The organism is Oceanospirillum sp. (assembly GCF_048265165.1).
In the GTDB taxonomy this organism is placed as follows: domain Bacteria; phylum Pseudomonadota; class Gammaproteobacteria; order Pseudomonadales; family Halomonadaceae; genus Oceanospirillum.
Genome location: NZ_JBLXCD010000004.1, coordinates 20,279 through 33,846, shown reverse-complemented (window position 1 = coordinate 33,846; position 13,568 = coordinate 20,279). Strand labels below are relative to the sequence as shown.

At 43.7% G+C, this 13,568-nt stretch carries 15 protein-coding genes; 6 read left to right on the top strand and 9 right to left on the bottom strand.

Going from position 1 to position 13,568, the window contains the following annotated elements; translation table 11 throughout:
- The first annotated feature begins 1 nt into the window (after window position 1).
- Window positions 2-952 (top strand): potassium channel family protein, encoded by a 951-nt coding sequence (locus tag ACN0R8_RS09730; protein WP_417596888.1) that lies wholly within the window; start codon window positions 2-4, stop codon window positions 950-952.
- Here ACN0R8_RS09730 and ACN0R8_RS09725 read toward each other — a convergent pair whose 3' ends face one another.
- From ACN0R8_RS09725 to ACN0R8_RS09710, 4 genes are all read right to left on the bottom strand, one after another.
- A complete protein-coding gene (locus ACN0R8_RS09725; protein ID WP_417596887.1) occupies window positions 953-1,897 on the bottom strand; it encodes a universal stress protein in 945 nt (314 codons plus the stop codon).
- A gap of 77 nt (window positions 1,898-1,974) precedes the next feature.
- Window positions 1,975-2,364 carry a CBS domain-containing protein gene (locus tag ACN0R8_RS09720; RefSeq protein WP_077243232.1) on the bottom strand — a complete coding sequence of 130 codons (390 nt, stop codon included), beginning with the start codon at window positions 2,362-2,364 and terminating at the stop codon, window positions 1,975-1,977.
- Between the two features lie 63 nt (window positions 2,365-2,427).
- The gene (locus tag ACN0R8_RS09715) at window positions 2,428-2,778 is read right to left on the bottom strand and encodes a transcriptional regulator (RefSeq protein ID WP_417596886.1); all 351 of its coding nucleotides are present in this window, start codon (window positions 2,776-2,778) and stop codon (window positions 2,428-2,430) included.
- Window positions 2,775-4,271: a DUF1538 domain-containing protein gene (locus ACN0R8_RS09710; RefSeq protein WP_417596885.1), complete on the bottom strand. Its 1,497-nt coding sequence runs from the start codon at window positions 4,269-4,271 to the stop codon at window positions 2,775-2,777. The genes ACN0R8_RS09715 and ACN0R8_RS09710 overlap by 4 nt, the downstream gene beginning before the upstream one ends.
- Before the next feature lie 186 nt (window positions 4,272-4,457).
- Here ACN0R8_RS09710 and ACN0R8_RS09705 point away from each other — a divergent pair, with 186 nt between their 5' ends.
- Window positions 4,458-5,159, top strand: a complete 702-nt coding sequence (locus ACN0R8_RS09705; RefSeq protein ID WP_417596884.1) for a DUF72 domain-containing protein — start codon at window positions 4,458-4,460, stop codon at window positions 5,157-5,159.
- Window positions 5,160-5,207: 48 nt separating this feature from the next.
- Here the strand turns inward: ACN0R8_RS09705 and ACN0R8_RS09700 are convergent, their stop codons facing one another.
- Entirely contained in the window at window positions 5,208-6,191 is a 984-nt protein-coding gene (locus ACN0R8_RS09700) for a competence protein CoiA family protein (protein WP_417596883.1), read from the bottom strand.
- 424 nt (window positions 6,192-6,615) lie between these two features.
- Between ACN0R8_RS09700 and ACN0R8_RS09695 the strand changes: the two genes are divergently transcribed.
- Window positions 6,616-6,810 (top strand): hypothetical protein, encoded by a 195-nt coding sequence (locus ACN0R8_RS09695; RefSeq protein WP_417596882.1) that lies wholly within the window; start codon window positions 6,616-6,618, stop codon window positions 6,808-6,810.
- Between the two features lie 280 nt (window positions 6,811-7,090).
- Window positions 7,091-7,324, top strand: coding sequence for a DUF72 domain-containing protein (locus ACN0R8_RS09690; protein WP_417596881.1), 234 nt, complete (start codon window positions 7,091-7,093; stop codon window positions 7,322-7,324).
- 130 nt (window positions 7,325-7,454) lie between these two features.
- Here ACN0R8_RS09690 and ACN0R8_RS09685 read toward each other — a convergent pair whose 3' ends face one another.
- The 4 genes from ACN0R8_RS09685 to ACN0R8_RS09670 form a co-directional block, all read right to left on the bottom strand.
- Window positions 7,455-7,913, bottom strand: a complete 459-nt coding sequence (locus tag ACN0R8_RS09685; protein WP_417596880.1) for a DoxX family protein — start codon at window positions 7,911-7,913, stop codon at window positions 7,455-7,457.
- Window positions 7,914-7,925: 12 nt separating this feature from the next.
- Entirely contained in the window at window positions 7,926-8,819 is an 894-nt protein-coding gene (locus tag ACN0R8_RS09680) for a DNA-binding domain-containing protein (RefSeq protein ID WP_417596879.1), read from the bottom strand.
- Window positions 8,806-9,714, bottom strand: a complete 909-nt coding sequence (locus ACN0R8_RS09675; protein WP_417596878.1) for a DUF692 domain-containing protein — start codon at window positions 9,712-9,714, stop codon at window positions 8,806-8,808. The genes ACN0R8_RS09680 and ACN0R8_RS09675 overlap by 14 nt, the downstream gene beginning before the upstream one ends.
- Window positions 9,715-9,877: 163 nt before the next feature.
- The gene (locus ACN0R8_RS09670; protein ID WP_417596877.1) at window positions 9,878-10,135 is read right to left on the bottom strand and encodes a DUF2282 domain-containing protein; all 258 of its coding nucleotides are present in this window, start codon (window positions 10,133-10,135) and stop codon (window positions 9,878-9,880) included.
- 447 nt (window positions 10,136-10,582) lie between these two features.
- On the opposite strand from ACN0R8_RS09670, the gene ACN0R8_RS09665 reads away from it, so the two are divergent.
- Together ACN0R8_RS09665 and ACN0R8_RS09660 are read left to right on the top strand one after the other, a co-directional pair.
- On the top strand, window positions 10,583-12,529 hold the full coding sequence (locus tag ACN0R8_RS09665; protein WP_417596876.1) for a methyl-accepting chemotaxis protein: 1,947 nt from the start codon (window positions 10,583-10,585) through the stop codon (window positions 12,527-12,529).
- A 338-nt stretch (window positions 12,530-12,867) separates the two neighbouring features.
- Window positions 12,868-13,551, top strand: a complete 684-nt coding sequence (locus tag ACN0R8_RS09660) for a hypothetical protein (RefSeq protein ID WP_417596875.1) — start codon at window positions 12,868-12,870, stop codon at window positions 13,549-13,551.
- Window positions 13,552-13,568 lie beyond the last annotated feature (17 nt).

The window sequence follows — 13,568 nt, the reverse complement described above, 5'->3', positions numbered from 1 at the left end:
CATGCCCCTAAACACACTTCGTCATCGCTATTTTCAACTGCTTGATGGAGAACAGGCGTTCAGTATCACCGGAAAGCTCATCAATGGCTTTATTATCATTCTTATCGTTCTGAACGTTACCGGTGTTATTCTGGAGACCATACCTGAGATTGGGAAACAGTACTCACCTTACTTCCAGATTCTTGAGGTTTTCTCAGTCCTAGTATTCACTATAGAATATCTGATTCGAGTCTGGATCAGTGCTGAAAACCCCAAATACGGACCCGGTATCAAGGGGAAATTACGTTACATCTTCTCTCCAATCGCACTAATTGACCTGCTTGTTATTCTGCCTTTTTATCTATCGCTTTTTATCAATATAGATCTACGATATCTCCGGCTGCTACGGCTACTGCGACTCCTGAAGCTCTCTCATTATATCCGCAGCATGGATATTTTTATTAAGGTTGTAGCTTCAGAACTGGCATCTCTGGCATCTGCTGTTTTTGCTGTTTTAGTGTTGGTCGTACTTGCTGCTTGTGTAATGTTTGCATTAGAGCACAAGGCGCAGCCAGAGGCCTTCAAGAGTGTACTGGATGCCATTTGGTGGGCGGTTGTCACCATGACGACGGTGGGTTACGGCGATATCACGCCGGTTACAGCCGGTGGCAAAGTTCTTGCTATTCTGATTATGCTGCTGGGTGTCGGCACAGTTGCCCTGCCTGCAGGTATGCTGGCAGCACGGTTCTCTGAAGAGCTGCAGGACCGGAAATCCGCAATGACAGCGGAGGTCATTAACGCTCTGGAAGATGGCGAACTGAGCAGGAACGATAAAAGCATGCTCGCCCGCCTGAGTAAAAAGTACGGGATTTCTGAAGAAGACCTCAACCAGATCATTCACAATAAAAAGCTGGAACTTGGACATCAATTACACTGCCCAAAGTGCGGAGCTCATATTATCGATAAGATATGATTAACTGGCAGAACCAGGTATTGCCAGGGAGTCGGGCTTAACCGTTAATACTGAGCACTTGACGGAGCTCAGTAAACTTTCAGCAGTGTTGCCAATTACAACACCTTTTATTCCTGTTCTCGCTACTGTACCCATGATCAGAAGGTCTACATTCAGTAAGTTAACCATACCTGCTAATTTCTCAGCCGCAACGCCCTGAACAACATGCCCGGTGGGAGATATATACTGATAAACATCACCGCCAAATTTCTTTTTTAACTCAGCTTCTAAGTCAGTCAGAGCAGCAGATTTATGCCTAAACTCTTCATTCTCCATAGCACGCCGGAACTGATCAGGTTCATCAGACCAAACACTCAGAACATCGGCTTTAACAGACTCGTACACTGTCACAAAGTGCAGCGCAGCCAAGTCCTGACTGGCAAAATAAACACCTAGTTCTGCTAACATCTGATTAAATATGGTGTTATTGCCGCACTCAGTATGATCAAAGTCCAGTGCGACCATAATAGATTTCAAAGGCATAGGTGTATCAGGCTTCAGAAGCCAGACAGGGCAGGGGCATTTTCGTAACAGCTGTGTATCATCATCGCCAAGTAGCTGATCAAGCCAATCTTTATCTTCAGCTTCTTTTATTACAAGATCAAAACTCTGGCTGCTAACCAACTCAATAGCATCACTGACCAACTTCCCTCGGGAGATATTGATAGGTAGCTGCTCTAAAGCATCGCCCTGAGCTTCTTTAAAAGAGATCTCACACAGCTGTTTTCGTATCTGCGCAACCTGCTCTGTTTCAGAAACATCAGCTCCTTTTTCTTTTCCAACAGGAACAGAAACCATTAAAGTCAGAGATAAGCTAGCCTGCTCTGCAATTTTTAATACTCTGCATACTGTTTTCTCTGAATAGCCGGTCTGCAGCAGGCATAAAATATTTTTAAATTGTTTCATGACATCCTTAACCTGTTTTTAAAGTTTTGCAACGCTTTACAGAGCGAGCATTTATTTCAAAATCCGGAGCAATATATCTATTCAATCTGCTCCAGCAGTGTTTCCATAATGTCATTCATCGTAATAATGCCTATCAGTTCATTATTTGACAGTACAAGTAAACGCTTAACGTCAGACTTTGTCATTAACGTAGCAACATGCTTAACAGCCAGGTCTTCTCCAACCGTGATTACAGGCTTAACACATACATCGTATACATTCAGAAGATCAATATCGCCTTCTTCAGCAAATACAGTCTTAAGTATATTTGAGTATGTAATAATCCCCCAGGCATCATGAGGTGAGTTACGTTCAACAACAAGTGATTTAATTCTATGCTGTTTCATCAACGCCAAGGCATCACGCAGCCTAGCAAAAGGGCTAATGCTTACAACATTTGTCACCATAACATCTTTTACGATTTGCATTACATTACTCCTGAAATCCTTGAAAACCTTATATCAGCTATTTTATTAATACACCTTGCTTTATTAAATTTTCTCTTTTAAGTGGGATTCAAATCTCTCAAACTGAGAATGATCAATCCCCCCCAGATGCTCCAAAGGTGTTGTGAATACAAGACCTTTTGAACCTTCATCCGGAGTAATAACCAATTTCTGCAACGCCTTCATAATGTTCAGGGACAGGCGCTTCTCAAGCACCATAATAAGAACACTCTGACTGCCATCATAACTGAGACCAAAAAAGGTTTTTTTGACCTCATTACTTATACCGCGTCCATTCAGAACCGTAATACCGCCCGCACCAAGGTCACGGGCTGTATCAATAGCTTTTTGCTCCAAGTCCTGAGGAATAATCGCGACGAGCACAGAAAATTTCATAGGTTCACCTTGTGATATTTTGCGATTACATCTGAAACAATCGCGTAAATCATGACTGAAATAATAGGGAATATAGATGCAAAAGCGATAAGTCCAAAACCATCGATCAGCACATTGCGACCCTCAATATTTGATGCCAGCCCAATCCCTAGGGCTGTCACCAAAGGTACCGTCACCTCAGAGGTTGTGACCCCCCCGAGATCATACGCTAAAGAAACAATGAATTTAGGAGCTAACAGGGTCAGGAAGACAACCAGAATATAGCCTGTCATTACATAATAATGCATGGAACCACCACTAATGATTCTATGCACGCCTATCGTTATTCCGATAGCGACCCCCAAAGCTACAAGGTAGCGAATTGTATTACCATTAATCTGCCCAGCCGCCGCTTCTTCCGCTTGTTTTCCGATAGCTAACAATGCAGGTTCAGCCATCGTTGTCGCAAAACCTATCATAAAAGCGAATAAATAAATAAAAAATACGCGATCTAAATGAATAAGTTGCTCCGCCATATTATTTCCTATCGGAAACAATCCCATTTTCAGACCGATAACAAATGCATACAAACCGACAATAACCAGGGAAAAACCAAAAACTATTCTGGCTGGATTAGATAAAGGCCGGCGTAGAACAAGGTACTGGAAAAAAAGGATGGTCAGAATAATAGGCAAGACATCACGTAACATTGATGCAAGATCGAAAAAAATCTTAAGCAAAAAATGAGGAGGCGCAGAGTGCTCAGAAGTAACTGCTTCAGAAGCGATACTCAAAGTATCCGCTGATGATGAGTAAACAACAATGCCATACAACTGAACACTGATCATTGGCACCATTACAGCCAAAGCTACCAAACCAAAGCCGTCCCGAAGAGGGTTGCGCCCACGAATAGATGCAGCTAAGCCTATCCCCATAGCCGCAATAAGAGGAACCGTAACAATGTTTGTTGTCACACCTCCGGAATCATATGCTAGGCCGACAATCTCTTCAGGAGCAAAGTAAGTTGCAACAACAACCAGGATATATCCAGGAACAATAATCCAGTGCAGAGGAATGCCTGCAATAATCCGAAAAACACCTAACCCAGTTACAAAGCCCACCGATGTAGCAACCAGTACCCGCAGTGTAAAGGCATCAATTCTTCCCTCGCTGATATCCTGAGCCTGCTGGGCTACTGCAATCAACGCCGGTTCAGCAATAACAGCAGAAAAACCTATAGCAAAGCCGAAACAGACCAGAAGGGGGGCTGAGCCACGCTCTGCAAATTGATTTGAAAGGCTCTTACCTACCGGAAAAATACTTAACTCTAGTCCTTGTAAAAATAATGCTACTCCAAAGGCCACAATTAACAACCCAATCAGCATTCCCATCGCATCATTCGGCATCTGCTGAAGAATCAGAAACTGAAAAAAAACGACAACAGCAACAATAGGAAAGAGATTACGCAATGCATGTATAAACGAGATTTGAAAGTCTTTGAAGTATTGTTCCATTCAGCAGCCCCTTGCCTGCCAAACCTTTTCTCCGGAAAGAAGGTTTGGATAAAATAATTTTATTTACCTCAGCACGGGCTATCGAACATATACGAAAAATAAAGTTCCGTTTAAAACACCAATTATATAACTGATTGTTTTATCCTTTGATCCATGTCAAAACCAGTCTTTATGGAGCGCATTCTTTTGCACAAGATCTGCTATATCGGGCTTTCTCAGTGGAACCATAAACACTGGACGCAGGGACCTTTGATAGGTGGCACTCAACGACCTGCTCTCAGTCGTTACAGCAGTTACTTTTCCTCTGTGGAAGGCAATACCAGCTTTTACGGTCTACCGGATGCACAGACAGTGCAAGACTGGTATCAGCAAACACCGGAGCATTTTCGGTTCTGCTTTAAACTGCCACGCAGTATTACCCATGACCGCTTGCTGCAGGTATCCGAAGAAGAGCTGACGGCGACCCTTAATCGCTTTACCCTGCTTAAAGAAAAACTGGGTATGATCTTTCTGCAACTACCGGAAACTTTCGGGCCAGAACGGCTACCGCTGCTTGAATCATTTATCCGCAGTCTTCCCAGTAGCATAAATTTCAGTTTAGAAGTGCGTCACCGAGGCTTTTTCAATAAAGATGGGGTGGAACGCCAACTAAACGCTCTTTTGATGGAATACAGCATCAACCGTGTTCAGTTTGATACCCGGGCTTTGTTTAAGAACCCGGCAGATGATGAAGATACCCTGGAAGCATTAAAAGCCAAGCCCAACCTCCCTCTGCATGTGATTGCCACCGGAAAAAACCCTATGGTGCGTTTTATCACGGCGAAAGACTGGCAAAGTTGTGAATTTAACCATAAAGTGAAAAAAATAAACCATAAGGTGAAAAATTAACCATAAGGTGACATAGGCCAGCTTCAACACTATGATCTAACACGACTATTAGATATTACGCGTTAATACTTGAATCGCCTCCGATACAGACAATTGATCCGATACCAAACTTAGATCGTCCTGCCCTGATCGGCCAACCCTTGAAAGTGGTAACCCTTTGAATGGAGCATCATTGTTTATATAGAGAAAATTGTCGCCTTGGATCATATTGCAATTTGCACAGGTATTTGCCCAATATGAGCCACCGTACCGCTTCGAGTACCTGTATTGAATTGTTTTTGGCATCGGGCTTGGTGGCTTAACTTCACAGAAGGGAACGCCCCGCCACCAAAACACTGGGATCTCATGCCCACATCTGAAGCAAGTCTCAATGTCAGCTAAATAATTTGCTTTAGCTGGATTTTTTATTGGGGAATAAAGAGACCTGTCGATGCCATACTTATCTGCAACTTGACGCACATGCTTTAAATGATTCTTACAGTCCGGGCAGTAGGATTTCTTTAGATTTGACTGTAGAGGAATCCAATTCTCTGGATTGTTAAGTACATCCTCTGCTTTCAGCTCTACCCAATAGACTTGGAGATTACGTGCTTTTATAGCGTCTACAGCATGAGTATTTAAAATCTCTATAGCCAATCCGATTGAGCCATTCCGATACCCAACTACATCACAAATGTAATCACCAACCTTCACCTCTAATCCAGCTGATGAAAATGTATTTATTGGTAGCTTAGACGAAAACAATACACCGCAATTTTGGCAATGATTTTCAAGGTTGATCTCCTGGCGACCATCAGCATTATTTTCAATAATAGACCTAATCAGTTCTTTGGCTGTTATATGTAATACTGACTCGAAACTGCAATTTGATGACGCTGGGTGTGCAAAGTGTTTTGCCCGAACATCTCCATCGCGGTAAATAAGTCTTTCACCGCAGCATGGGCAAAAGTAGACCGAGCCTTTTTCTGCTGAATATGCAGAAGTGAATTCGCCAGACGTATTCACTCCATACGGTATTTTTAAATTGCCCATGGTTGCTCCAGCGTATAGATTTGATCTCTAATTTTGATATCAGCTGCATAATAGTATGTTAAAGGCAGCTTGAAAGCTTGCCGAATAGGCAGTTGGTAATTACACTCTGGACTTTACCGTCCCTGTTACAGGACTTCTGCCGAATAGGCAGTAAAAAGCCCGAGACTTTCTCGGGCTTTCTCACATCAGCACAATCCATTAAAACTTCTCAACTTATGGGTTAAATCGGATTTTAGCTTTTGGTTTAAAAAACGATGTACCCCATTGATTTTACGTAACCCAGTTTTTCACTTTATGGTTTAGTCCACAACCATCAAAGCAGGCATCGTGATCTGCCGCATAGGCAGTTGGTAAATTTTAGAATTAATTATCCTAATTTTGAGCATAGTAATAGGATGCTCTTCAACGGCGTAAGGAGGAAATGGTGAGCAACCCAATTTCAGATTCAAAAGCAGGCAATTCAGACGAACCAGTTCCTCATAGCTCAGAAGCAATTTACCTAAATGAACGGGAGTGGGATCGCTTGATGGAGCTTATTCAGGCTAAGCCAGCGGAACCAACAGAAACACTACGAAAGATCATACAATCGAAACATCCAAATATTGCTATCGATCTTTAGATCGTCAGGGCACTCAAAATGATGGCTTAACTCAGATGTGCTGTTAAAGTGCAGCTCTGCCGAATAGGCAGTTGGTAATAAGCCCAACCTACCTCTACATGTGAGCGCTACATTATCTGCCGAATAGGCAGTTGACGAATGAAAACCCGAGAATTTCTTGGACTGTTCACATCAGAACGGTTATTAAAATTTTTTCAACTTATGGGTTAAATTGTATTTCATCTTATGGTTTAAAAAGTGACGTAACCCATTGATTTTTCGTTATCCGATTTTTCACTTTATGGTTTGGTCCACACAAAGCACCCTGCATTATCTGGAACCATGGGTTGTCAAAATTGCTCAATGGATACAGGAGGGCCGTACACCTTATATGTTTCTGCACACACCCAGTAATACTCATGCGCCCGAAGTAGCCGCCTACTTTGCCGAGCAACTGAATAAGCCTGTACCGGACAGTGCTCTGTTTACCCCATGGCCGGAAACTCAGGAAGCGTTGCAAGATTCCTTATTCTAACAGCCTGTTTTAAAAGATTTTTTAAAGACCGGTTTTAAATATTTCTCTTCAAAACCGGCCTTTAAACATCGGCGGAAAAAGGGGCAAGGTAAGATGTATCCGAGCAGAAAAGCACCCGGCAGCCATATGATCAGATACTTCTATTTGCCTGAGTAAATATCTTCTTCAATAGGTGGTCTGCCGATAGAAGCCCAGGTCCGAAAACGGCTGTTATCAGGAACATCAGACCCCATAACTGATGATCGTAGAACCCTTGGCTCCACAGAACAGGATAGGAAACCACAGCCATAATATTAAAGACAAAGAGTGCAGAGGCCACACCACGACTCATCAACCCCAGAATTAAAAGCGGAGGCAGAATCAACTCTGCTGCCGTTCCAAGATAAGCCGCCAGCTCCCAGGGTAGTAGAGGAACTTGGTACTCTTCTTCAAACAGATACAGAGTACTATCCCAGCTTTGGATTTTAACTAATCCAGATTGCAAAAAAGCTTTGGCTGCCCATAGTCTAACGAACAACAACAGCAGTGGACTGGCGAGCTTCTCGAATCCGCTAAAAAAACGGTCATACCATAAGGCAAGTGATGTCATTCTTCGATTCCTCTACTCTGTGGTTTTTTTCAGAACGTCAAATCTGGTGATTAGCCCCGTACGGATAGCATCCTGTAGAAGGAGATCAGCAGCATCGTACTCAAACTGGCTAAATAGGCTGCCCGCCTGACAATGCTCCAGCAGACAAAATGCGCCGTCGTCTAGCTCCTGATAGAGCACTTCTGCTAAACCAGAGGTTGCAATATAGCCCTTCTGGGGCTGATCCAGTTGAAATCCCGCCAAGGGGTTATCTTCATCAGATGCAACTGAATCACATTTCTCAGCATCCCCTTTCTCAATCTCGGCCTGCCGTTCAAGCCAGTTTTTTAGGCGGCGAAACAGTTCAATAATCGCCCACGAGGATTGAAAAAGCGTGATATTGGGGTTAACCGCAAAGTGAATCCGCTCATAATCATCTTCGCTGACCTCAGACAATCCCTGATAGGGAAAGGGCTCTGTCGTGGGAATACGATTAATACGCACGGAATAAGCCCACTCGAAGCGCGCTAAGTCAGCGAGATAAGGCATCTCCTTCAGCTGCTCCAGATCAAGCATAAAGTCCGGCAGAGCCTCGCCAAACTGGGCCACAGCAGCGTTTGACATCGGCACGGTACGGATAAATGCTTTGGCTAGCTGGGCAAAAAATTCGTCACCAACCATCACCTGAAGCACCGGGAAAGTCACTTCCAAAGCCTCTGTCAGACTTAGAACAAAGTTATTCCGGTAGATTTGCAACAGTTGGTCCGCATCAAAATGCGTCTCCTGAATGCCTTGATAGAGCTTAGAGTGATCCACAGACGATGCAGGTGATATCAGCGCCTGAGCAAACGCCTGCTGTAAATGGTAAAGCTCAGGGGCCATTACCAACTCAGAAGCGGGGCCGGAAGAAGAGTTAAAATCCGTCATGACTAACACCATACTCATAGCCAGATTTTGATGTTAAAGCCGAATCTGCACCAAGCTGCTGAATACTCTCGGCTTTACCAACCTCATCCAGCAAAACGGACATTTCCGGTATATCTGTATCCCATTCCACCAGAGCGGGAGCCTGGCAGCCCAGCTTATGCCTAACCTGTGCAAACAATTGCCATACCTCGTCGCTAACACGGTTCCCATGGGTATCAATCAGAATACGGCCCTGCTCATAGTCATTGACTGAAAAGCCAGCCAGGTGCAGCTCACCCACCGCATCAAGGTCAATATTGTTCAAATAATCGAGGCTGTCGAAGCCGTGGTTCACAGCGTTAACATAGATATTATTCAGATCGAGAAGAAGTCCACAGCCTGTTTGCCCAACAATCTGGTTTAAAAAATCCCATTCCGTAAAAACAGACGCTTTAAAATTCAGATAGGCAGTAGGATTCTCAATCAAGATCTGACGCCCAAGTGCCTGTTGAGCCACGTTTACCTGGCGGCAAAATTGTTCAAGGCTTTCACGGGTATAAGGAATCGGTAAAAGGTCGTTAAAGTATCGGCCTGATACCGCACTCCAGCTCAAATGCTCAGATAGCAGTGTCGGTTGAAACTCATCGACTAAGGATTTCAAGGCTAAAAGGTGCTTAGAATCTAAGGCATCCCCTGAGCCAAGAGATAGCCCGACACCGTGGAGGCTTAATGGGTAATGTTCTGCGACCTGACGTAAAATATGACGCTGGACACCTTGCTCATCCAGATAGTTTTCACTGTGAACTTCCAACCAGGAAACATTCGGCAGCTCTGACAGCAGGTCATTATAGTGCGGTGCCCGCAGCCCCATACCAATACTCGCCGTAGGCACAGAAAAGCCCTTCATAGCATCCATGGTGAGCACTCCATCTCTTATTTTTCAAAGTGAATAAAAATGTTTCTTAGAAAGTGAATAGCGAATTTCTGGAGAACAAATGAAAGAGGCTCAGGAACCCGTTAGCGCAGTGAACTGCTAACCACAGAGGGCTCCTGATATAGGCCAGTTACACCAATCAGGCTTAACCTTTAGACGTCAGACTACCACCGGCAAGTTTAGAGCACATACCCTTAGGTACCGCAATAAATGCATCGCCTTGGAAATCTGTTTTAGACGTACCAGCACAAGAACTGTTTTTGGTTGCGCAGTCATTATGACCCGCTTTTGCAACGCCATAACATTTCTCTTTACCTGCCGCCAGCGCAGGTGTTGCCGTTACTGCACTCAGGGCAATAATACCGGACATTACAGAAGCCATTGCCAGTTTAGATTTAGTCATCGTTGTTACCTCGGGTTGTATACACTAAAAAATGTTTTATTAATCGTATTTTTATCTTGATTTTTTAAGTTCGTTTTAACGTACTCAATAATACTTACGCAGCATCAGTTCAGGTGGATGCAAAAAATTTTGCACAATTATTTCAACCGATAGAGCAGAGCCCTGCCCATGACGGATTCTTTCAGTATGGCCCATAATCAGTCAGGGCAACGAGCTTTTGGAAGAAAACATATTATTTAGATGCATATGATCTGCTTGTGTGATTGACTGCATCTGTCAAAGTTTTTTTTTCGTATGGTGTACATTGAATAAAGCACTTAGTAATGAGTCTTTGTGCACTTGGCAAAACTGAGGCTTAGCTTTAATCAGACAAAAATAATGCCTTCAGATACTTCACTATCACACTATGCCCACTGTGATCTTAATTTAATGTTTAAAGGATGCCCTATGTTCACTCAGCTTCGGTTAGCCCAGCAGCTTGCTATCGGTTTTGGTGTGCTGATTTTGTTCAGCGTCGTCTTAACCCTGTTTTCTTATAAAGGCCTGAGTGAAAGCTCGCATGGGGTTCAACAGTATCGTGGTTTTGTAGCCGACACCAATATCGCCAGCCACCTGCAAAGCAGCATGCTGATGCAAGGTGCCGATGTACAAAGCTACCTGATACATCAGGAACAGGGCACACTGGAGCATTACCAGAAACAGGAAAAAGAGGTTTCCGAGCTTATTCTGACGGCAAAATCTCAGTTTAAAGATTCTAAAAGGCTGAAACTGATTAAAGATATCGAAGTCCAGATCGCACATTTCCAGCAAGCTTTTGATCAGGTTAAAGTCCAGATTGGTCTTATTGATAGCATCACAGAACAACAACTATACCCAGCGGGTTTTGAAATCCGTAAGACGATGACAACCCTGATCGAGAATGCTTACCTGAGTGGTATTGGTGATACTATTTTTTATGCTGCCAGCGTGCAGGAGCACCTGCTATTGGGGCGTCTCTACGCTAACCGTTATCTGATCTCACGTAAAAAAGAGCATTATGACCGGGCAGTGAAAGAACTTGATGAGATTATGCCTAACGCATTGACGCTATTAAAAAATGCGCTAGGTGGCGAAGAAGATGAGCTATTGGCCCACTTTGAAACCCATCATCAAGCTTTTTTAGCGGCCTTTGAAAAGGTTTATAACTCTGCCAGCCAAGTGACTCAAATTACCCAAGAAACCATTATCCCGCTATCAGCAGACATCACAGTAAAAACCGATCAAATTAAGCAAGATATATTAAAAGACCAAGAACAGGTCGGCCCAAAACTACAGCAGGATATTGAAAACCTGACAGACCTAATTCTGTTTGTCTCAGCAATTGTTGTGATCGCAGGTATTGTATTTACAATCGTCATGTTGAGAGTAATCAAGCAGCCTATTGGCGGCGAACCAAGAGATATCGCGGCGATCACCCGTCAGATTGCCTCTGGCGACCTGAAAGTTAAGCACCAAGAAAACAGCACCGGCATTCTTCAATCTGTTAGCCATATGGCAGAGCAGCTCAGAACCATCATTGCATCAATCACCCATACCGGTAACCAGTTACAGGATACGGCACAATCAGCATCTGCGGTTGCTCAGCAGACCCATGCTGTTGTCAACGAACAGCAAAGCCGTATTGAACAGATCGCAGCGGCTGCTACAGAAATGGCGGCCAGTATTCATGATGTCGTTAACCACTCAGAATCTTCAGCTCAGGCCGCATCAACAGGCATGGATTACGCCGCCCAGGGCAAAGAAACGGTACAAAGAACTCTGGAAGCCATTAATGATCTTGCTGAAAACGTTGAAAAATCTGTCGAAATCATACAATCCCTTGAAGCCAGCAGTACTAATATCGGTTCCGTGACAGAGGTTATTCAGACAATCTCTGAGCAAACCAACCTACTGGCTTTGAATGCTGCAATCGAAGCAGCCAGAGCTGGTGAATCAGGCCGAGGGTTTGCTGTTGTTGCCGATGAAGTCAGGAACCTGGCTCAACGGAGCCAGGACTCGGCTCAGACCATTCAGGATATGATTAACCAGCTGCAGTCTGATATCAATCATGCTGTTGAGGCTATGCTCACCAGTCGTGATAAGGCGCTAAACACAGTAGAGCAGTCTGAGAAAACCGGAGCAGCCTTGGATACGATTGTTGAAAGTATCCGGCAAATCAATGAAATGAATACTCAGGTTGTGACCGCCGTTAGCCAACAGTCTTCTGTTGCTGAGGAGATCAGTCTCAATATTACAGCGGTTACTCAATTGTCCGATCAAACCGTTGAAGGGGCGCTACAAACAGCTGATGCCAGCAGTGAGCTCTCGAAGATATCTAAAGAACTGGCCAAAACTGTTGATCACTTCAAGCTCTGATTAGGCAGATGGGAATAAATTGATCGCAGAACACCTGCGATCAATACCCAAAATGCAAAAAAGGCAGCCGAGGCTTTCTGAAAAACCAAGTTAACATCAATCAACTGATGTCATACACGGCTTTATTTAGTTAGTCGCCGGACGCATCGGAGCAGCTACAGAAATCTTTGTTTTAGAGAATAACGAACTTGGCAATGATCCCTTACCACTCACTTAAGACCCTCGAAGCCGCATAAAATGGGGCTTCAGCAATTCTAAATTTTTTAGCCTGTAAAACCTTGACTAGCCCTCTGATAATAGTCTGAAACAAACTCACAATATTCAGAGACACTCAATATATGCAAACAAGCACACTTACGGTTGTTATAGCTACTTTCACATTCTTTCTTGGCATGACCATCGGAATGGTCAGCGACATCTCATTTTCTGCCGATACATTTAATGATGTTATAGGCGGCACAGGATCGTTAACAACAGCACTAATAGCCGCTTGGGCAGCAATTACGTGGAAGAAACAAACATCCTATATACCAAAGGTTAATGCCATCACTGGCTACAAAAAGACTTTTGAGCTTTGGGATCGCGCAATGATTATGGCTATCACAACGTCTGCGTGGGATTTACCAATTAAAAACGATCCTGTACACGGCTATGTACTTCCACCTATTAATAATGCGCAGGATGAACAAAATCTTATTAAGCTTGAAAACCAAATCAAGTCTATCGAACTCGCGTGGGAGAATTTCCAAAACAGCGAAATAGAATTAGAGATAATTGATAGCCTTCTTGGCGAGAACGTCCAAAAGCTACACCCTGAAATTTACCAGTTACACCGCGATTATCTTGATACGCTAAAAGTTAAAACTGATGGGCTGAGAAACAAAAATGAACCGCCTCAGCATAGACTGAAAAGAGGTTTTGAAATAGATATAGCAGATAGCCCAAATAAAAGAGGCACCTCAGGCTGGGATAAATCAATCAAACAATACAAAGACAAAATCCTGCAGATCGCAGCATCCTAAACGCAAAAAAGGCAGCC